The 20504-nt window shown below is 61.7% G+C and carries 18 protein-coding genes; 10 read left to right on the top strand and 8 right to left on the bottom strand.

Annotated elements, in window-relative coordinates; translation table 11 throughout:
- Positions 1–29 precede the first annotated feature (29 nt).
- Both BOP93_RS06660 and BOP93_RS06665 read right to left on the bottom strand, forming a co-directional pair.
- Positions 30–2294: a putative bifunctional diguanylate cyclase/phosphodiesterase gene (locus BOP93_RS06660; RefSeq protein ID WP_104501989.1), complete on the bottom strand. Its 2265-nt coding sequence runs from the start codon at positions 2292–2294 to the stop codon at positions 30–32.
- A 137-nt stretch (positions 2295–2431) separates the two neighbouring features.
- Positions 2432–2788 carry a YkgJ family cysteine cluster protein gene (locus BOP93_RS06665; RefSeq protein WP_104501990.1) on the bottom strand — a complete coding sequence of 119 codons (357 nt, stop codon included), beginning with the start codon at positions 2786–2788 and terminating at the stop codon, positions 2432–2434.
- A 248-nt stretch (positions 2789–3036) separates the two neighbouring features.
- Here BOP93_RS06665 and BOP93_RS06670 point away from each other — a divergent pair, with 248 nt between their 5' ends.
- A complete protein-coding gene (locus BOP93_RS06670; protein WP_104501991.1) occupies positions 3037–4383 on the top strand; it encodes a spinster family MFS transporter in 1347 nt (448 codons plus the stop codon).
- A gap of 727 nt (positions 4384–5110) precedes the next feature.
- Here BOP93_RS06670 and rapA read toward each other — a convergent pair.
- Positions 5111–7957 carry an RNA polymerase-associated protein RapA gene (gene rapA / locus BOP93_RS06680; RefSeq protein ID WP_065886151.1) on the bottom strand — a complete coding sequence of 949 codons (2847 nt, stop codon included), beginning with the start codon at positions 7955–7957 and terminating at the stop codon, positions 5111–5113.
- A gap of 219 nt (positions 7958–8176) precedes the next feature.
- Here rapA and BOP93_RS06685 point away from each other — a divergent pair, with 219 nt between their 5' ends.
- Positions 8177–8518, top strand: a complete 342-nt coding sequence (locus BOP93_RS06685; protein WP_104501992.1) for an aspartate-semialdehyde dehydrogenase — start codon at positions 8177–8179, stop codon at positions 8516–8518.
- Here the strand turns inward: BOP93_RS06685 and BOP93_RS06690 are convergent.
- The 3 genes from BOP93_RS06690 to BOP93_RS06700 form a co-directional block, all read right to left on the bottom strand.
- Positions 8515–9696: an aminotransferase class V-fold PLP-dependent enzyme gene (locus BOP93_RS06690; protein WP_104501993.1), complete on the bottom strand. Its 1182-nt coding sequence runs from the start codon at positions 9694–9696 to the stop codon at positions 8515–8517. The two genes, BOP93_RS06685 and BOP93_RS06690, sit on opposite strands and share 4 nt — an antisense overlap.
- Entirely contained in the window at positions 9693–10163 is a 471-nt protein-coding gene (locus BOP93_RS06695; protein ID WP_104501994.1) for a RidA family protein, read from the bottom strand. The genes BOP93_RS06690 and BOP93_RS06695 overlap by 4 nt, the downstream gene beginning before the upstream one ends.
- Before the next feature lie 90 nt (positions 10164–10253).
- The gene (locus BOP93_RS06700; RefSeq protein WP_104501995.1) at positions 10254–11126 is read right to left on the bottom strand and encodes a LysR substrate-binding domain-containing protein; all 873 of its coding nucleotides are present in this window, start codon (positions 11124–11126) and stop codon (positions 10254–10256) included.
- A 132-nt stretch (positions 11127–11258) separates the two neighbouring features.
- On the opposite strand from BOP93_RS06700, the gene BOP93_RS27580 reads away from it, so the two are divergent.
- Entirely contained in the window at positions 11259–11420 is a 162-nt protein-coding gene (locus tag BOP93_RS27580) for a hypothetical protein (RefSeq protein WP_090408332.1), read from the top strand.
- Between the two features lie 143 nt (positions 11421–11563).
- The gene (gene ccoM / locus BOP93_RS28035) at positions 11564–11680 is read left to right on the top strand and encodes a cytochrome c oxidase subunit CcoM (protein ID WP_017530457.1); all 117 of its coding nucleotides are present in this window, start codon (positions 11564–11566) and stop codon (positions 11678–11680) included.
- A 156-nt stretch (positions 11681–11836) separates the two neighbouring features.
- Here ccoM and BOP93_RS06710 read toward each other — a convergent pair whose 3' ends face one another.
- On the bottom strand, positions 11837–13312 hold the full coding sequence (locus BOP93_RS06710; protein ID WP_057723136.1) for an inorganic phosphate transporter: 1476 nt from the start codon (positions 13310–13312) through the stop codon (positions 11837–11839).
- Positions 13313–13638: 326 nt separating this feature from the next.
- On the bottom strand, positions 13639–13839 hold the full coding sequence (locus BOP93_RS06715; protein ID WP_003172389.1) for a hypothetical protein: 201 nt from the start codon (positions 13837–13839) through the stop codon (positions 13639–13641).
- 508 nt (positions 13840–14347) lie between these two features.
- Here BOP93_RS06715 and pcaR point away from each other — a divergent pair.
- The 6 genes from pcaR to pcaH all read left to right on the top strand — a co-directional run bounded on the left by pcaR (position 14348) and on the right by pcaH (position 20503).
- Positions 14348–15190: a pca regulon transcriptional regulator PcaR gene (gene pcaR / locus BOP93_RS06720; protein WP_104501996.1), complete on the top strand. Its 843-nt coding sequence runs from the start codon at positions 14348–14350 to the stop codon at positions 15188–15190.
- Positions 15191–15334: 144 nt separating this feature from the next.
- Positions 15335–16675, top strand: coding sequence for an MFS transporter (locus BOP93_RS06725; protein WP_104501997.1), 1341 nt, complete (start codon positions 15335–15337; stop codon positions 16673–16675).
- A 270-nt stretch (positions 16676–16945) separates the two neighbouring features.
- Positions 16946–17803 (top strand): CoA transferase subunit A, encoded by an 858-nt coding sequence (locus BOP93_RS06730; protein ID WP_065886159.1) that lies wholly within the window; start codon positions 16946–16948, stop codon positions 17801–17803.
- Positions 17803–18582, top strand: a complete 780-nt coding sequence (locus tag BOP93_RS06735; RefSeq protein ID WP_065936434.1) for a CoA-transferase subunit beta — start codon at positions 17803–17805, stop codon at positions 18580–18582. The genes BOP93_RS06730 and BOP93_RS06735 overlap by 1 nt, the downstream gene beginning before the upstream one ends.
- Positions 18579–19781 carry a 3-oxoadipyl-CoA thiolase gene (gene pcaF, locus BOP93_RS06740; protein ID WP_176717566.1) on the top strand — a complete coding sequence of 401 codons (1203 nt, stop codon included), beginning with the start codon at positions 18579–18581 and terminating at the stop codon, positions 19779–19781. The genes BOP93_RS06735 and pcaF overlap by 4 nt, the downstream gene beginning before the upstream one ends.
- Before the next feature lie 17 nt (positions 19782–19798).
- On the top strand, positions 19799–20503 hold the full coding sequence (gene pcaH, locus BOP93_RS06745; RefSeq protein WP_104501998.1) for a protocatechuate 3,4-dioxygenase subunit beta: 705 nt from the start codon (positions 19799–19801) through the stop codon (positions 20501–20503).
- The last annotated feature ends 1 nt before the right edge of the window (position 20504 follow it).

The raw sequence follows: 20504 nt of genomic DNA on the forward strand, positions 1-20504 counted from the left end.
CACGCTGATCGTGTGGTCAAGGAGCAAGGTCAGCGGATGGGACGAACGATAGGGGCGGGTTTGATACGTCCCAGGGTGGGGGCTTTTGTCGATGGGAATTCCCTGCTGCCGTCTACGCAGAAGGAGGAGAGCGGGTTGCGTAGCCCAATCCCCTCCATCACACCGATGATGTTGTTGAAGGGCACCGCCGGGCTGAACAGGTAGCCCTGGATATAGTCGCAGCCGTGTTTGAGCAACAGCTCGAATTGCGCCTGGGTTTCCACGCCTTCTGTGACCACCTGCAAGTGCAGGGTATGAGCCATGCCGATAATCGCCTGCACGATTTCACTGTCTGCGGTGGATTTGGGAATGTCCTGGATAAACGAGCGGTCGATCTTCAAGGTGGTGAGCGGCAGCCGCTTGAGATAGGCCAGCGATGAATAGCCAGTGCCGAAGTCATCGATGGCCAGGGAGACACCCAGCGCACGGATCTGCCGCAACAAGGCCAGAGTGCTGCTGATATTGCCCATCAACGCGTTTTCGGTGACTTCCAGCTCCAGGCGATTGGCGGCAATGCTGGCAAAGCGCAGGGCGGCTTCGATTTCGTCAGCCAGTTCATCACGGGCCAGGTTCAGGGCCGAGCAGTTCACGGACATGGTCAGTTCGGTATAGCCGCGATCAGACAGCAGGCTCAGATCGTGACAGGCCTGGCGCAATACCCAGTGGTCCAGTTCGGCAATCAGCCCGTTGCTCTCGGCAATCCCGATAAACCGGTCCGGCGCCAGCAGGCCGTGTTGCGGATGCTGCCAGCGCACCAGGGCCTCCAGGCGCGTGACCTTGCCGAGCTTCATGTCGAAGATCGGCTGATAGAACAGCACCAGCTCGTTACGCGTGCGCAGGGCGGCGCGCAGTTCTTCTTCCAGTTGCAGCTCCAGGAAGGCGCGGGTTTTGAGGTTGGAACTGAAGAAGTGCAGGCTGTTGCGCCCGGCGTCCTTGGACTGGTAAAGCGCCAGGTCGGCGGTTTTGAGCAGTTCTTCACAGGTCTGGCCGTCGTCGGGAAACAGGCTGATTCCGATGCTGGTGGTCATGACCATGCGCCGGCCTGCCAACTCGATGGGTTCTTTCATTTTTTGCATGATGCGCTGGGCCATGTGCCGCGCTTCGTCGCGATGATGGATATTGATCAAAATGCAGAACTCATCGCCGCCAAAACGCGCGACCACGTCGGCATGGCTGCGCACCGAGCTCTTGATATGGCTGGCCAGTACGGTGAGCAATTGGTCGCCGGCGTCATGCCCAAGGCTGTCGTTGATGCGTTTGAAATGGTCGATGTCGAGAAAGATCACCGCCAGCATGCCGTTGGATGCAGTTTTTTCAGCAACCTTTTCCGCAAAGATCTGATTGAAGCCCCGCCGGTTGAGCAAGCTGGTCAGCGCGTCGTAATGGGCGACCTGCTGCAACGAGGCGCGGGCCTGGTCCAGTTCGCTGAGCAGCGCGTTGACCCGGCGCAGATCGCGTTCCTTGTGCTGCAGTTTTTTGTCCGCCAGGGCGGCGCTGATGCTGCTGCCGATGACCAGTAAGGTAATCACCGCCACCGACAGGCCCAACTGCATGGGGTTGTTATCCACCGGCAATTCCATGTTCACGCCGTTGGGTACCAGCATTTGCATGGCTGCCATGCCGGTGAAGTGCATGCTCAGAATGCCCGCGCCGAGCAATAGGCTGGCGGCGTATTTGAGCAATTGATGAAATACGCCGGCACCGTTGCGCAGGTAGCTCGACAGCAATAATGCCGCCAGGCTCGCGCCGATTGCAATTGCCACCGATGCCATGAACAGCTCGGAGTCGAAGTACACCTGGGCCTGGGAGCGCATGGCCGACATGCCGACGTAGTGCATCAGCGCGATACCCACACCCATCCACACCGAGGCCAGCAGGTACTGGTGAAATCGCAGGCGTGCATGACTGAGGGTTTGCATGGCGAACAGCGAAGCGATCAGCGCGATGACCAGCGAGGCGAAGGTCATGATCAGTTCGTAATGAATGGCAATGGGCGCCTGGAAGGCCAGCATGCTGATGAAGTGGGTCGACCAGATTCCACCCGCCAGGCAGCCTGCGCCCAACCAACGCCAGTTGCGGCGGGCTTTGGGGTCTTCCGCGTGGCCCACGCGTTCGGCCATATCCAGCGTGCCGAAGCCCGCCGCGCAGGCGACCAGGTACGCCAGTAGCACCAGAAAGGGGTTATGACTGCAATTGAGTAATAAGTGCCCGTTGTCTGGAAGGTCGGTGAAAAAATGCAGCCCCAGCCATTCCATAGCATGTCCCGTCATAGCGTCGCGTCACAGCCAGAGGCGATGACCTATGACATCGAGTATAGAAGCCTCGCGGGATTTGCCATGAATAATGGCACTTTGATTCAACTCTTTTTGCATGTCGCCCATAGCGTCTGATACTAAGCGCTGATGGGGAAAGGTCGTTCTTCGAGGGGCGCCAGGCCGAAGGCGGCGCGGGCGGTATCGCAGTCGACGTTTTGCACGCCCTGGCTCCACGAGGCGTCGAACTCGCGACAGGGGCTTGAGCGCTGTTCATAAATCGAACAACGCGTGCCTTTACCTACCTCTCCCTCGAGGCTGCAGCAGCGTGCGGGCTTCTGGTCGGTGCCGATCATTGCCACGCGCGTGGGGTTGATCTGCACCACCAGGTCGTCGGGCACCGTACCGCCCGATGAGGCGCATTCGCCCCAGAAGAAAGACACGCGAAAGTGTGAACAGCAGGCACCGCAATTCAGACACGGACTGGCTTCGGACATGGGCGTCATCGATTAAGAGTAGGGAAGGGGAACTGCGGGAAGGCTCGCCATTCTATCTGGGCCGTGGCCGTTGGGAAGGGGGGCGCATAGATATATTTTCGTAGGGAAAGTCCCGTAATTTCGGGGATATCACGCCCTATCAGCTTTACGAATCATTACAGACAAGCGCCGCCAGCCTGACTATGTTGCAGCTACTGAGCAGGATGCAGTGGGCATCGCAGCTCTCATAACAATAAAGAGACGGACCCATGCAGAACTCGACCCAAGCGGCGAATGCCTGGCGCATTCTGTTCCTGCTGTTTCTCGCCAACCTGTTCAACTTCTTCGACCGCACCATTCCCGCGATCATCATCGAGCCGATCCGCATGGAATGGCATCTGAGCGACTTTCAGCTCGGCATCATCGGTACCTCTTTCACCATCGTCTATGCCATCGCCGGGCTACCGCTGGGGCGCCTGGCCGATACGGGTTCGCGCAGCAAACTGATGGGCTGGGGCCTGTTTGCCTGGAGCGGGCTGACGGCGATCAATGGCCTGGTTGGCAGTTTCTGGAGCTTCCTGCTGGTGCGCATGGGCATCGGTATCGGGGAAGCCAGCTATGCCCCCGCCGCCAATTCATTGATCGGCGATCTGTTCCCCGCCCATCGCCGGGCGCGCGCCATGGGGATCTTCATGCTCGGCCTGCCGTTGGGCTTGTTGCTGGCATTCTTCACCATCGGCGCGATGGTCAAGGCGTTCGACAGCTGGCGTGCGCCGTTCTTTATTGCCGCGGTGCCGGGGCTGATCCTCGCGGTGTTCATGTTCTACATCAAGGAGCCCAAACGCGGCGCGGCGGAATCGGTGCAAGTGTCCCAGGAACGCGTCGACCGTCCGATCCGCCGTGTGCTGGCGGTGCCGACTTTCCTGTGGCTGGTGCTGGCCGGGTTGTGCTTCAACTTTGCCACCTACGCGTGCAACTCATTCCTGGTGCCGATGCTGCAACGCTACTTCCTGATGCCTTTGCAGGAGGCCGCGGTGGCCACCGGTGTGATCGTCGGCCTGACCGGTCTGGTGGGCCTGACCCTGGGTGGCTGGATTGCCGACAAGATCCACCAGCGGGTCGCCAATGGCCGGCTGCTGTTCGCCGCGTGCAGCCTGATCATCTCCACGGCTACCACCGCCTGGGCCTTGCATGCCGGGCGTATCGAGATCGGCGTGTTCGTCTTGCTGTTCAGCGTGGGTTGGTTGTTTGCGTACAACTTCTATACCTGCGTCTACACGGCGATCCAGGACGTGGTTGAACCGCGGCTGCGAGCCACGGCGATGGCGTTGTTCTTTGCCGGTTTGTATCTACTGGGTGGGGGGATGGGGCCGATTGTGGTGGGCGGACTGTCTGATCATTTTGCGCATGCGGCAATGTACGCGGCGGGGGCCGAGCAGATGACCGAGGCTTATAAGGCGGTGGGGTTGCATGACGCCATGTACTTGATCCCGGTGGCGTTGTTTCTGACTATGCTGTTTTTGTTTCAGGCTTCGCGCAGTTTTGTGCGTGATGCCAGGCGGATGAAGGAGGGGTTGAGTGCGGTGGAGGTGCCGGCTGCGGCGGCGACAGCTTGAGACCGAGGTGAGTCTATCGGGGCTCCACACATTTTGATTTGTGAACGCAGTCAAGTGTGGGAGGGGGCTTGCCCCCGATGGCGGCCTCTTGGCTGGCCAGTATTTTGGATCAGATCGAGTACATATCCGTTTCTGCGGTCACGGCCACTTAGGGTTCCGCCCTGACGGCGGGTCACTTTGGAAAAGCCCCAAAGTAACCAAAGGGCTCTTGCCCCACCACTCGGCACCTCGCCTAGGCTCGGTGTGCCCTCTCTCCGGCTTGAATCCTTGGGCCGCCGCCACGCGCCATCCATGGCGCGGGGCGGCTAACCCTGCGTCCTGCCGGGTTGCCCACGGATTCAAGCCTGCGTTCGGCCAGCGTGGTTTAACGGGGCGCCTAAGATCAAGATCAAAAGCCAGATCAAGAGCAAGAGCGGCTCGCTTCGCATCGTGGTTACTGCAGGCTTCTATGGCCTACAAAGTTGTGTAGATGCCCCGATGAGGCCCTGAAGGCTTATAAAAAAGCCCGCATTGTGTGCGTAATGCTGTTCAGTTAAGCGTACATCGCCCTCTGTAGGAGCGAGCTTGCTCGCGAAAAACGTCAACGATAACGCGTGTTTCCTGATTGAACGCGGCGCCTGTGGTTTTTCGCGAGCAAGAGCTAGGCGCCCCCCTCGCTCCTACAAAAAGCCTTAACTGAACGGCATTACGCATTGTGTGCGGGCCTCTCTTTTTCAGCAGGCAGTGATCAACCCGCCACCAGCACTCGAATCGCTTCCAGTCGCAACGCGGCCTTGTCGAGCATGGCCAGGCCTTGCTCGCGCTGGTTGCGCAGGGCCACCAACTCGCTGTCGCGTACGGTCGGGTTGACCGCTTGCAGGGCGGTCAAACGCGCCAGCTCTTCGTCGGTGTCGGCCGCCAGGCGACGCTTGGCCTCGGCCACGCGCTCGGCGTGACGCGGGGCGATCTTCTCTTCGCCGGCGTTGATGCGCGGCGTCAATTGGTCGCGCTGAGCCTGCACGAACTTGTTGGCGCTGGCACGCGGCACGCTTTCCAACTGGTCGTTCAAGGTCACGAACGACACGCGGCCGGACAGGTCATTGCCGTTGGCATCCAGCAGGCAGCGCAGCGCCGCCGGTGGCAGGTAGCGACCCAGTTGCAGCGAGCGTGGGGCAACCACTTCGCTGACATACAGCAGTTCCAGCAAGACGGTGCCCGGCTTGAGCGCCTTGTTCTTGATCAGCGCCACGGCGGTGTTGCCCATGGAACCGGACAGCACCAGGTCCATGCCGCCTTGCACCATCGGGTGTTCCCAGGTGATGAACTGCATGTCTTCACGCGACAGCGCCTGGTTGCGATCGTAGGTGATGGTCACGCCTTCGTCGTCGCCCAGGGGGAAGCTGGCGTCGAGCATCTTTTCGCTGGGTTTGAGGATCAGCGCGTTTTCCGAATGGTCCTCGCTGTCGATGCCGAAGGCGTCGAACAGGGTTTCCATGTAGATCGGCAGGGCGAACTGGTCGTCCTGCTCGAGGATGTCCTCGACCAGCGCATCGCCTTCACCGGCGCCGCCGGAGTTGAGTTCCAGCAAGCGGTCGCGGCCGGTGTGCAGTTCCTGTTCCAGACGCTCACGCTCGGCACGGGCCTCGTCGATCAGCGCTTGCCACTCGCCGTCGTCGGCGTTTTCCAGCAGCGGCAGCAGGCGCGGGCCGAACTGATGCTGCAGGGCGTTGCCGGTCGGGCAGGTATTGAGGAACGCGTTCAGGGCTTCGTGGTACCACTGGAACAGACGCTCTTGAGGGCTGGTTTCCAGGTACGGAACGTGCAATTCGATCACGTGTTTCTGGCCGATCCGGTCCAGACGGCCGATGCGCTGTTCCAGCAGGTCGGGGTGGGACGGCAGGTCGAACAGCACCAGGTGGTGGGAGAACTGGAAGTTGCGACCTTCACTGCCGATTTCCGAGCAGATCAGCACCTGGGCGCCAAACTCTTCATCGGCGAAGTACGCTGCGGCGCGGTCGCGTTCGAGGATGTTCATGCCTTCGTGGAACACCGTGGCCGGGATGCCGGAACGTACGCGCAGGGCGTCTTCCAGGTCCATGGCGGTTTCGGCGTGGGCGCAGATCACCAGGACCTTGGTGCGCTTGAGCATTTTCAGCTGGTCGATCAGCCACTCGACACGCGGGTCAAAGCGCCACCAGCGGTGCTCTTCCTCGATGTCCGGTTGCGCCTGGAAGCTGACTTCGGGGTACAGCTCGGCGTGTTCGCCCAGCGGCAACTCCATGTATTCGTCCGGGTTCGGCAGCGGGTAGGCGTGCAGCTTGCGCTCCGGGAAGCCTTGCACGGCGGCGCGGGTGTTGCGAAACAGCACGCGGCCGGTGCCGTGGCGGTCGAGCAGCTCACGCACCAGGCGCGCGCTGGCTTCGGTGTCGCCATCGTTGACGGCGGTCAGCAAGGCTTCGCCTTCGTTACCAAGGAAACCCTGGATGGTCTTGTGCGCGGCAGGCGACAAGCGGCCCTTGTCGAGCAGCTCCTGAACGGCTTCGGCCACCGGGCGGTAGTTCTCGCTCTCGGCGCGGAAGGCGTGCAGGTCGTGGAAACGGTTCGGATCGAGCAGGCGCAGGCGCGCGAAGTGGCTGTCCTGGCCGAGTTGTTCCGGGGTGGCGGTGAGCAGCAGCACGCCGGGAATCACTTCGGCGAGTTGTTCGACCAGCGAATATTCGGCGCTGGCCTTGTCTTCATGCCACACCAGATGGTGGGCTTCGTCGACCACCAGCAGGTCCCAACCGGCCGCGAACAGTGCGTCCTGGGCCTTCTCGTCGTCCACCAGCCATTCCAGGGCGACCAGCGCCAGCTGCGTGTCTTCGAACGGGTTGGTGGCATCGCTTTCGATAAAGCGTTCTTCGTCAAACAGCGCAACCTGCAGGTTGAAGCGGCGGCGCATTTCCACCAGCCACTGGTGCTGCAGGTTTTCCGGGACCAGGATCAACACGCGGCTGGCGCGGCCCGAGAGCAACTGGCGATGGATCACCAGGCCCGCTTCGATGGTCTTGCCCAGGCCCACTTCGTCGGCCAGCAATACCCGCGGCGCGATACGGTCAGCGACTTCGCGGGCGATGTGCAGTTGGTGCGCGATCGGTTGCGCACGCACGCCGCCCAGGCCCCACAGCGAGGACTGCAGTTGGCGGCTGGTGTGTTCCAGGGTGTGGTAGCGCAGCGAGAACCAGGCCAGCGGGTCGATCTGCCCGGCGAACAGGCGGTCGCTGGCAAGGCGGAACTGGATGAAGTTGGACAGTTGGGTTTCCGGCAGGGTGACCTGCTCGTTCTGCCCGTTGAGGCCGTGGTAGACCAGCAGGCCGTCGACGTCGTCGACTTCCTGTACGGTCATTTTCCAGCCTTCGAAATGGGTGATGCTGTCGCCCGGCGAAAACCTCACGCGGGTGAGGGGCGCGTTCCGTAGCGCATACTGGCGAGTGTCGCCAGTGGCCGGATAGAGCACGGTCAACAAGCGGCCGTCCTGTGCCAGAACGGTGCCTAACCCCAGCTCTGCTTCGCTGTCACTAATCCAGCGTTGCCCCGGTTGATACTGCTGCGCCATGCTGCCTGACTCCCGCCGTGAAAAAGCCGACTATCTTAACGGAACAAGGCCCCACGCCCAAGGACTCTGACGAAAACTACTGGGTTGGTGCGCACGCCTGCCGGCTAAATCGACGGGTGGCGGGCACTCACAACTGTCGACTGGGTCACAGCTTGGCGAGCGCGCGCTCAAGTCGCCCTGGGGCGCGCCGACAGCCTGTTGATCAGGAGAATCAAGATTATGTTGCCACCCATGCTGCCCGTCAGTGTCGTGCCGGTCACGTCGCAACTCGATCCGGTGCGCCAGAAGCCGGATATCCCGCCCGTCATGCCGGTTCAACCGGGCTCCAACGAGAGCACCATCGATTTGAAAAAGGGCGATGCGGAGCAATCGACCTTTCTGCTGCGCGAGGAACAACGCCGCCAGCAAGAGCAGCAAAAACGTCAGCGTGAAGCCGGCGACGACCCTGAGCAGCACCTGCCGATTCCCGGCGATCTGCTCAACGCCGACAACACCGTGCCGGTGGCGCCGCTGATTGAAGACGCGCCACGCCAGGGCTTATGGGTCGACATCGAGGTTTAGTCGCGCAGTGCTCGCAAGGCCTCCAGCAGTAACGCGCAGTCCCGGTCGTCGTTGAGTGGGCTGACGGAGATTCGCGCAATGCTGTCCAACCCGCGCGCTTGCATGTCCAGTGGTGTGTAGGCCACACCGTTGGCGCCGATGTTGATGCGCTGCAAGCCCAGGCGCTGCTTGAGTTCGAAGGCGTCCCAACCGCTCAGGTTGAAGGCGATCAGTCCGGACTGCAGCGTGCCCATGTCATGCAAGGAAATCCCCGGGATCTGGCGCAGCCCTTCGCGGATTCGCGCGCTGGTGCGCGAGACGCTTTCCCATACCGCTTCTATCCCCAGTTGGTTGATCTCCTGCAAGGCATTGCCGAGTCCGGCCAGCAAGGCAAAGGACGCTTCGCTGGTCTCGAAGCGCCGCGCGTCGTTGCGCACATCGAAACCTGCAGCGGCCCAGGGGGCTGAAAGTACATCGCGCTGGGCGGGATTCAGGCGCTGCAAAAACGCCGGTCTTACATACAACAGTGCCGTGCCCCGTGGCCCGCGCAGGTGCTTGCGGCCGGCGCACTTGAGCACATCGCAGTGCAGCGCCTGCACATCCACAGGCACCTGGCCGAGCGCCTGGCCAGCGTCGATAAAGTAGGGGATGGCGTGACGCCGCGCCACTTCGCCGATGGCCTGGGCAGGGTTGATCAGGCCACCGTTGGCCGGCAGCCAAGTGAGGTTGATCAACTTCACGTCGGCGTCGATCATCGCCTCCAGCGCCACCGGGCACACTGCGCCGGCCGCGTCGCAGGGGATGACGTCGATTCGGGCACCTGCTTGCACGGCTATTGCCATGCTCGCCAGGTTACCGCCCCATTCATGCCGGCCGACCAGGATGCGGTCACCTGGCTGCCATGGGCCCAGGGCCTGGAACGCCAGGTTCCAGGCCGTCGAGCCGCTGCTGGCGAAGGCAATCGAGGACGCGGGCGCATTGAGCAATTGCGCGGCGGCGTGACGGGCCTGCTCCACCAGCACGGCGCCATGTTCGCCAGCCTCCATCGGACCGTCCTGGGCTTCGCGTTGCAGTTGCGCGACGATGGCGTCGAGGGTGGCCTGGCTGGGCAGAGAAGCACCGGCATGATTGAAGTGCACGGTGCCGGCCTGGCAGCCGGGCGTGGCTGCTCGCAGTTGTTGGATGGCCAGCGGGGTCACGGTTGCAACTCGACAATGGCGTCGACTTCCACGGCCACGCCCGCCGGCAAACTGCTCACGCCGACGGCGGTGCGCACATGCTGGCCTTTATCACCGAGGGCGTTGACCAACAGGTTCGACGCGCCATTGGCGACCGCGCTCTGGCGCTGGAAATCGGCGGTGCAGGCGATGAATACCCCCAGCCTCACGATGCGCACCACGCGCGACAGGTCATCGCCCAGGGCATCGCTCAGTTGCCCGAGCAGGCCCAGTGCCGCGAGTTCTGCTGCCTGCGCGCCTTGTTGATCATCCAGCGTGTCGCCCACGCGGCCCACATAGGCGGGCGTGCCATCGAGCAGGGGAATTTGCCCGGAAATGAAGAGTTGGTTGCCGCTGACGACATGGTTGATGTAGTTGGCCGCCGGTTGGCTGGCAGTCGGCAGTGTCAGGCCAAGGGCGTGAACGCGTTGACGGATGGAGTCGCTCATGATGCAACCTCTTGAGGGGGGAGGTTCCAGCATGTTGGCTGCGCCGGTGGCCGACAAACGGATAGATCTCAACCGACGCATCGAAAAAAATCATGCGTCGGCGCAGGTTTCCTGCAGCCACTGAATGAAACATGCCGCCGCTTCACTCGGCGGACTGTGAGGCGTGATCAGCCAGTAGCCGATCTCACTGTGGTAAGGCGGCCAGTCGAACGCCTCCACCAGGCTGCCGTCGCGAAGCTTGCGCTGGATCAGGCGATGGCGGCCCATGGCGATTCCCTGGCCGGCCACGCTGGCTTCGACCACGATGTTGTAGTCATGCAGCATCACGCGAGGGTGGCGCTCAAGGTCGACCTGATAATGCTGCGACCAATCCGTCCACTCGAACGGGCGGTGTGAGGTGGCCATCAACAGCGGGCTATCGTGGGATTGGACGGCCTTGAAGGCCGGGCTGCATACCGGTGACAGGGTTTCGGTCATCAGTCGCGTGGCGTGCACGTCGGGCCAGTCGCCCTTGCCGTAACGGATGGCCAGGTCAACCTCGGCACCGGCGACGTTGGCCAATTGAATGGCGGGCAGCAATTCAACCTGGATATGCGGGTAGCGATTGAGAAACTCGGCCAGACGCGGCGCCAGCCACAGCGTGGCGAAGGACGCCAGCAAGCCGACGCGCAGCAGGCTGGGGCCGGGTACTGCTTTTTGGTGGCGGGTGGCGGTTGCAATGGCATCCAGGGCCGGGCGGATTTCGTTGTAGTAATGCTGGCCGTCCACCGTCAGATCTATCGCACGTGTGCGCCGGATAAACAGCGGTTTGCCCAAGTGTTGCTCAAGTTTCTGCACGTGGTGGCTCAGGGCGCTCTGGGTTACCGACAACTCATTTGCCGCCTTGATAAAGCTCAAGTGCCGCGCCACAGCCTCAAAGGCGCGCAGGGCCAGCAACGGAGGAAGGTCCTTGTGCAGTGCCACCGGATTGCGTCTCCTGGGGAGGAAGGAAGGTGCCGATTCTGGTCGATGCCCTGCATTTTGTCGCCCGCTGATTTGCCGTCGGGCGCGGGAGACCGCATTATTGGGCATTCCCGCCATAACGTAAGCCAAGCCATGAGTGACGACGACAAGCTGATCGACCTGAATGCCGAACGCGCCAAGCGCGTGCATGACCTTAATGACAAACGCCTGAACGAAGTGCGCCAGGCGTTTGAACAGGCGATGCCCTTGGGTAAAGCCAAGAAGAAGTCGAAGAACAAGCCGAAAAAACGTTGAATCAACTGGCCTTGATTGATCCAGGTCAGTTATTGCCCTTCTTTACGCCCCGTCGCGGGCGACATTGATCCCCGTCAATTTTCCATTCCGCCTTCTCCATTAACTTAGCCCTATCGCAACAGGGCAAGTGCAGGAGGCCGGTCATGTTTATCGATAATGTGGTATTTGCCGGAGTGCTGACCGTAAGCCTCATGGTGCTGTTTTTTGTTGGATTCGGATTTTTTATCTGGAAAGACGCAAACAAGCGTAAAAAACCTTAGGTTTTTCCGGGTTACAGGGCACGCAAGGCATTTTGGGCGACTTCGGTCGCCCTTTTTTTTGCCTATCGTTCTCACGCAGAGCGTGGGAGCGATTATCAGGCCATAAAAAAAGGTGCGATTCTCGCGAATCGCACCTTTTTCATTGCAGGCGACTGATCAGCTGCCCAGCGCCCAGGACGCCAGCCAGAACAACCCGGCCGAGAGGCCTACGGTTGCCGGCAAGGTCAATACCCAAGCCATCAGGATGGTCTTGACGGTGCCGCCTTGCAGGCCGCTTTTGTTGGCGACCATGGTACCGGCCACGCCGGAAGACAACACGTGGGTGGTGGACACCGGCAGGGCGAAGATATTGGCGAAGCCGATCATGGTGGCGGTGGTGATCTGCGCCGACATGCCTTGGGCATAGGTCATGCCTTGCTTGCCGATCTTCTCGCCGATGGTCAGTACCACGCGTTTCCAGCCGACCATGGTGCCCAGGCCCAGGGCCAGTGCGACCGCGAGAATCACCCAGAACGGCGCGTACTCGGTCGTGGCGGTCAAGTCCTTGCGCAGCTTGTCGAGGTCGGACTTCTCACGCGCATCCAGGCCAGGCAGCTTGCCGACTTTCTTGGCGGTATCGTCCAGGCAGAGCAGGTAACGACGTACTTCGATGCGCTGGTCGGCACTCAACGCGTGGTAGTCGGAAACACCTTTGAGCGTATCAACCAGCGCGTTGATGGTCGGCTCGGTCTGCTGCGGGTTGCATTGGAACTTGCCCGGCAGATCGTCCTTCACACTTTTGCCCAGGGCCAGGAACTCGCCGAGCGTGGCATTGTTGCGCTGGTAGAACTGGCTCAAATGCACGGTGGCATCGCGAGTACGTTCGATCTGGTAGGTGGTGCTGCCCAGGTCGAGCACGAACTGCGCCGGCACGATACCGATCAGCACGAGCATGATCAGGCCGATACCTTTTTGCCCATCGTTGGAGCCGTGCACGAAGCTCACCGCCATGGCCGAAATCACCAGCACCAGGCGGTTCCAGAACGGCGGGTGCTTCTTGTCGTCAAGCTTGCGGCGCTGGTCCGGGGTCTTGTGCATCTTCGACAGCGGGCGCCACCACTTCAGGCCAATCAGCACCAAGGCTGCCACGAGAAAGCCGGCCATCGGCGAGAACACCAAGGACGCACCGATATCAATCGCTTTCTGCCAGTTCACACCGTCAGCCAGGGGAATATCGTTGATCAGGGCGTTGGCCAGGCCCACACCGAGGATCGAGCCGATCAGCGTGTGAGAGCTGGAGGCGGGGATACCGAAGTACCAGGTGCCCAGGTTCCAGGTGATTGCCGCCGCCAACAATGAGAAGACCATCGCCAAACCATGGCCGGTATTCACATTGATCAGCAACTCCACCGGCAGCAGATGCACGATGGCGTAGGCGACACCCACACCGCCGAGCAACACGCCGAGGAAGTTGAACACCCCGGAGAAGAACACCGCCAGGTGCGGCGGCATGGCCTTGGTATAGATGACTGTGGCCACCGCGTTAGCGGTGTCATGAAAGCCATTGATGAACTCGAAGGCGAGGACAAAGGCCAGGGCGAGCAACAGGCTCACTAGAACCCAAGCATCCAGTCCGCTGAATAAATCGATCATGAAGGTTTTCTGACCCGGTCGTAAGGGGGCGCGATTATGCCAGAAAACCTCGGTAATCGATGCATTAGCTGCTCATCGGTAACAATCCAGCGTGAAAAAAACCGGCCTGCGCAGGCGCATCCCAGGGTTTTCGGGGCTTTGGCAAGTGCTTGATTTGTAAAGCCAGGGCGCGAAAAAACACGGTTTCGACACAAAAATGTCATGTGTGAAACATTTGTATGAAATTTCGTTAGCAGCAGTAGGGCGCCGACCAGTGGTTTTGAAGGTCGCTGCCCTTCGCAGGTGATGACCGGCACAGACCGTAAAGCCTGGGGGCTCAACTCGCCCTAGGGCTCTTCGGCCTTGAGCTCTTGCTCGATCTTCTGGATTTCCTGGGCGAATGCCTGGTCCAGCAGGCTGGCGCGCTTGCGCCAGGGCTTACGTTCCGGCTCAGGCTGGGCGGCGTAGGTGGTGACTTCCCCGCCGTAAACGTCCTTGTAACGTTGCTCCTGGCGCTCAAGTTCCGCGCGCAGTTCATCTTTCGTCACAGTGTTACCTAATTGAGTTGAGTTTAATAAGGGTACAACTTCATGCCAAAAGGCGCCTCGGGTGTACATACTTGAACAGACGCCCTGTTCAAGTTTAAGTAGGGACCTGAGATCGCTTTTTCAATCCACTGCTTTAATCGACCCTGCGCACGGGATGCGGCGCCGGGCGAGCTCCGATCCCAATAACCGAATTGGGCTGACCTCTGTACAGGCTGCATTATAGCGACGCATTTGAAGAACGCTATCGGCATAAATTTAAAAAGCCTCAACTTCATGTGCGAGTTTTGTTACATCACAACGTAAGTGTTGGCTGAACATATTCCCTCAGGCAGCCGCTTTTTACCGGACAGCGTACTGTGCCAGGCTCGGCAACCGAGAATTGCGATAATCGAATCATCGTCCGATAATCGCCCAATGTTGCCGCCCTTGCCTTGTGCATCGCTCACCGTGCGGCTTGTAATAGCAGCCAGCCCTTCTGTGGTTGAAAACAAGAAAAAGGATCCCTGAAATGAACGATCAATTGCGCAACTCCTTCGCGTCGGTGGCGCCGCCGATCGTGGCATCACCGGCCAAGCGCATCCAGGCGTTCACGGGCGATCCAGACTTCATGACCTCCCTGGCCCGTGGCCTGGCCGTGGTGCAGGCGTTTCAGGAGCGCAAGCGTCACCTGACCATCGCCCAGATCAGCCATCGCACCGAAATTCCGCGTGCCGCCGTGCGCCGCTGCCTGCATACCTTGATTAAGCTGGGGTATGCCACCACCGATGGCCGTACCTACTCGTTGCTGCCCAAGGTGCTGACCCTGGGCCACGCCTATTTATCGTCGACCCCCTTGGCCGTGTCGGCCCAGCCCTATCTGGACCGCATGAGCGAACAGCTTCACGAAGCCTGCAACATGGCGACCCTTGAAGGTGACGACATTCTTTACATCGCCCGCTCGGCCACCACCCAGCGCCTGATTTCCGTAGACCTTTCCGTGGGCGGGCGCTTGCCGGCGTACTGCACCTCCATGGGCCGCATCCTGCTGGCCGCCCTGGATGACGCCTCGTTGCGGGATTACCTTGACCACGCCGACCTGCAAACCAAGACCAGTCGCACCTTGACCACGCCCGAAGCGTTGTTCGAATGCCTGCAACAGGTGCGTCAGCAGGGTTGGTGCATCGTCGATCAGGAACTGGAGCAGGGCCTGCGTTCGATCGCCGTACCGGTTTACGACGCATCCGGCCAGGTGTTGGCCGCGCTCAATGTCAGCACCCATGCCGGGCGGGTCAGCCGCAGCGAATTGGAGCAGCGGTTCCTGCCGAGCATGCTCAGCGCCAGCCGCGAGCTGAGCATGCAACTTTTCGCCTGAGTGTTCGGTGACCGCACAGAACCCGGCGTGATCAATTGACGCTGTTTCCCCTGGCTTATTAATGTGCGGCAGCGCTTCAGGGCGCGCTCCAATAATAATGGCGACCCCAGGTCGCTGGCCCGCCATCGGTGTGGAATAAAAATAATGAATCAGCCATCTGTCGGTTCTACCCTGGACGTGCAGTCCTTCATCAATGCCCAGCCCTTGTCACGTTACCAGTGGCGCGTGGTGATCCTGTGCTTCCTGATTGTCTTCCTCGACGGCCTCGACACCGCCGCCATGGGCTTTATCGCACCCGCGCTGTCCCAGGATTGGGGCATCGACCGCGCGAGCCTCGGCCCGGTGATGAGCGCCGCGTTGATCGGCATGGTCTTCGGCGCGCTGGGTTCCGGCCCGCTGGCCGACCGCTTCGGGCGCAAAGGGGTGCTGGTGGGCGCAGTGCTGGTGTTCGGTGCCTTCAGCCTGGCTTCGGCCTACAGCAGCAATGTCGACCAATTGCTGGTGCTGCGTTTCCTGACGGGCCTGGGCCTGGGTGCCGGCATGCCGAATGCCACCACGCTGCTGTCGGAATACACCCCCGAGCGGCACAAGTCGTTGCTGGTCACCAGCATGTTCTGCGGCTTCAACCTGGGCATGGCCGGTGGCGGGTTTATCTCGGCCAAGCTGATCCCGGCGTTCGGCTGGCACAGCCTGCTGCTGATCGGTGGCATCCTGCCGTTGATCCTGGCCGCGGTGCTGTTGGTGTGGTTGCCGGAGTCGGCGCGCTACCTGGTGGTGCGCAACCGTGGCACCGACAAGGTACGCAAGACCCTGTCACCGATTGAGCCAGGTATCGTCGCCCAGGCCAGCGGCTTCAGCGTGCCGGAGCAAAAGACCGTCAAGGCGCGCAACGTGTTCGCGGTGATTTTTTCCGGTACCTACAGCGCCGGCACGCTGCTGCTGTGGCTCACCTATTTCATGGGCCTGGTGATTGTGTACCTGCTCACCAGTTGGCTGCCAACCCTGATGCGCGACAGTGGCGCCAGCATGGAGCAGGCCGCCTTTATCGGCGCCTTGTTCCAGTTCGGCGGCGTATTGAGCGCCGTCGGCGTGGGCTGGGCCATGGACCGGTTCAACCCGCACAAGGTGATTGGCACCTTCTACCTGTTGGCGGGGGTATTTGCCTACGCGGTCGGGCAGAGCCTGGGCAATATCACCCTGTTGGCGACCCTGGTGCTGATTGCCGGGATGTGCGTCAACGGTGCGCAATCGGCGATGCCCTCCCTGGCTGCGCGCTTCTACCCCACCCAGGGCCGCGCCACCGGCGTGTCGTGGATGCTCGGCATTGGCCGTTTCGGCGCGATTCTCGGTGCGTGGATGGGCGCTACCTTGCTGGGCCTGGGCTGGAACTTCGAGCAGGTGCTGACGGCGCTGGTGATTCCGGCGGGGTTGGCCACGGCAGCGGTGCTGATCAAGGGCATGGTCAGCCACGCCGATGCGACCTGACCTCTGGCGAGGTTAAAAGTGTGGGAGGGGGCTTGCCCCCGATTGCGGTGGGTCAGCCTGATAATTGCTGGCTGATACACCGCTATCGGGGGCAAGCCCCCTCCCACATTGGATCATCTGCGGTCAAGAAATTAGCCAGGCAATAATGCGTTCGATAATCGAACGCTGAGTCGATTATCGGATTGTTCGACCCATTCCCCCGGCTTAATCTTCAAGCACTTCGGCGCCCCCCTCAGCGCCTTTTTCGATCAACACCGGGAGCCCAACCCCATGGCTGAAATTCTCACCCTGCGCGATGCGGTCAAGCGCTTCGTGAACGACGGCGATACCGTCGCCCTCGAAGGCTTCACTCACCTGATCCCCACCGCCGCAGGTCATGAAATCATTCGTCAGGGCAAGAAAGACCTGACGTTGGTGCGTATGACGCCTGACCTGATCTACGACCAGTTGATCGGCGCCGGCTGTGCGCGCAAGTTGATTTTCTCCTGGGGCGGCAACCCGGGCGTGGGTTCCCTGCATCGTCTGCGCGACGCCGTGGAAAAGCAGTGGCCGCAGCCGCTGGAGATCGAAGAACACAGCCATGCCGACCTGGCCAACGCCTACGTCGCCGGCGCCTCCGGCCTGCCGTTTGCGGTGCTGCGGGCCTACGCCGGTTCCGACTTGCCCAAGGTCAACCCGCTGATCAAGACCGTCACGTGCCCGTTTACTGGCGAAGTGCTGGCGGCCGTCCCGTCGGTACGCCCGGATGTAACGGTAATCCATGCGCAGAAGGCCGACCGCAAGGGCAACGTGCTGCTATGGGGCATTCTTGGCGTGCAGAAGGAAGCGGCCCTGGCGGCCAAGCGCTGCATCGTCACCGTCGAGGAAATCGTCGACGACCTGAACGCGCCGATGAACAGCTGCGTATTGCCGACCTGGGCCCTGACCGCCGTGTGCCATGTGCCCGGTGGCGCGCATCCGTCCTACGCCCATGGCTACAACGAGCGGGATAACCGTTTCTACCAGGCGTGGGACCCGATTGCCCGCGACCGTGGGACCTTTACCGCCTGGATCGACGAATACATCCACGGCACTGCTGATTTCAGCGAGTTCCAGGCCAGGCTGGCCAGCGCGCAGGAGGCCAAGTAATGACCTACTCTACCAATGAAATGATGACCGTCGCCGCCGCACGCCGCCTCAAGAATGGCTCGGTGTGCTTCGTCGGCATCGGCCTGCCGTCCAAGGCGGCCAACCTGGCGCGCCTGACCTCCTCGCCTGACGTGGTGCTGATCTACGAGTCCGGCCCGATTGGCGCCAAGCCGTCGGTGTTGCCGCTGTCCATTGGGGATGGCGAGTTGGCAGAGACCGCCGACACCGTGGTGCCCACCGGTGAGATCTTTCGCTATTGGCTGCAGGGCGGGCGTATCGACGTCGGCTTTCTCGGCGCGGCCCAGGTTGACCGTTTCGGCAATATCAACACCACGGTAGTCGGCGATTATCACCAGCCCAAGGTACGTCTGCCGGGTGCCGGCGGCGCGCCGGAAATTGCCGGTTCCGCCAAAAGCGTGTTGATCATCCTTAAACAGTCGTCCCGTTCGTTTGTCGACAAGCTGGACTTCATCACCTCGGTCGGCCACGGCGAAGGCGGGGATTCGCGTAAGCGCCTGGGGCTGCCGGGTGCCGGTCCGGTCGGCATCATTACCGACCTGTGCATCATGGAGCCGGAAGCGGGCAGCCATGAGTTCGTGGTCACTGCCTTGCACCCTGGGGTGACCCGCGAGCAAGTGGTCGCGGCGACCGGCTGGGCCATTCGTTTTGCCGACCAGGTCGAGGTGACCGCCGAACCGACTGAGGTTGAGCTGAGCGCCCTGCGTGACCTCGAAGCACGCACCGCAGCCGCTCATGGCCAAGCACCGGGAGAAGCCTGATGCGCGATGTCTTTATCTGTGACGCCATTCGCACCCCCATCGGCCGCTTCGGCGGCGGCCTGTCTACGGTGCGCGCCGATGACCTGGCAGCCCTGCCGATCAAGGCGTTGATCGAACGCAACCCAACGGTGGAGTGGAGCGCCGTGGATGAAGTGTTCCTCGGCTGCGCCAACCAGGCCGGCGAAGACAACCGCAACGTGGCACGCATGGCGCTGCTGCTGGCGGGCCTGCCGGAGAGTATTCCCGGCGTGACCCTCAATCGCCTGTGCGCTTCGGGGATGGACGCCATCGGCACGGCCTTTCGCGCGATTGCCAGCGGCGAAATGGAGCTGGCGATTGCCGGCGGCGTCGAGTCGATGTCCCGTGCGCCGTTCGTGATGGGCAAGGCTGATGCGGCGTTTTCACGCACCATGAAGCTGGAAGACACCACCATCGGCTGGCGTTTTATCAACCCCTTGATGAAAGCCCAATACGGCGTCGACGCGATGCCGCAGACCGCCGATAACGTCGCCGACGACTACAATGTTTCGCGCGCCGACCAGGACGCCTTTGCCCTGCGCAGCCAGCAACGTACCGCTGCCGCGCAGGCCGCCGGCTTCTTTGCCGAAGAGATTGTGCCGGTGCGGGTGGCCCATAAAAAAGGCGAAACCGTGGTGGAGCATGATGAGCATCCACGGGACACCACCCTTGAGGCCCTGGCCAAACTCAAGCCGGTCAACGGCCCGGACAAGAGCGTCACCGCCGGCAACGCGTCGGGCGTCAACGATGGCGCCGCCGCGTTGATTCTGGCCTCGGCCGACGCGGTGAAAAAACACGGACTCACCGCCCGCGCCAGGGTGTTGGGCATGGCCAGTGCCGGCGTCGCCCCGCGCGTGATGGGGATCGGCCCGGTGCCGGCGGTGCGCAAGCTGGTGGAGCGCCTCGGTCTGGCGGTCACCGATTTTGACGTGATCGAACTCAACGAAGCCTTCGCCAGCCAGGGCCTGGCCGTGCTGCGCGAGTTGGGGATCGCCGACGACGCGCCGCAGGTCAACCCCAACGGCGGCGCCATCGCCCTGGGGCACCCCCTGGGCATGAGCGGTGCGCGGCTGGTACTGACAGCCCTGCACCAGCTGGAAAAAACCGGCGGGCGCAAAGGCTTGGCGACCATGTGCGTGGGCGTGGGCCAAGGCCTGGCCCTGGCGATTGAACGCGTCTAACAACAGAGGATTGCTGCATGAATGACAAGCCCGGTTATCGGCGCCCGCACGCGGGCACTCAACCTGACTACCTGCACCCGGCCTACCAGTCGACGAACTTGCGTTCGCCCTCGCAGCCGTTGGTGTTTCTGCCCCATTCGTTGTCGGAAATCACCGGCCCGACCATCGGCGCCGAGCGCGTCAGCGAGACAGACAACGACCTGACCGCCCAGCATGAGGGCGAGCCCCAGGGCGAACGCATCATCATTCACGGGCGGGTACTGGATGAAAACGGCCTGCCGGTGCCGGGCATCCTCGTGGAGATCTGGCAGGCCAACGCCGCCGGTCGCTACAACCACAAGCGCGACCTGCACGATGCGCCGCTGGACCCGAACTTCACTGGCACCGGGCGCACCGTCACCGACGCCGAGGGCTGGTACCAATTCCAGACCATCAAGCCCGGCGCCTACCCGTGGGGCAACCACCACAACGCCTGGCGCCCGGCGCATATCCACTTTTCGCTGTTCGGCCCCAGCGTGCTGACACGGCTGGTCACGCAAATGTATTTCCCCGGCGACCCGCTGCTCGAATACGACCCGATCTACAACTGCGTGCCGGACACCAGCGCCAAGCAACGCCTGATCGCAAGCTTCGATCTGGAAAAAACCATTCCTTCCTATGCCCTCGGCTACCGCTGGGACATCGTCCTGCGCGGCCGCGACGCCACGCCGATGGAGAAATGAG

The organism is Pseudomonas orientalis (assembly GCF_002934065.1).
In the GTDB taxonomy this organism is placed as follows: domain Bacteria; phylum Pseudomonadota; class Gammaproteobacteria; order Pseudomonadales; family Pseudomonadaceae; genus Aquipseudomonas; species Aquipseudomonas orientalis_A.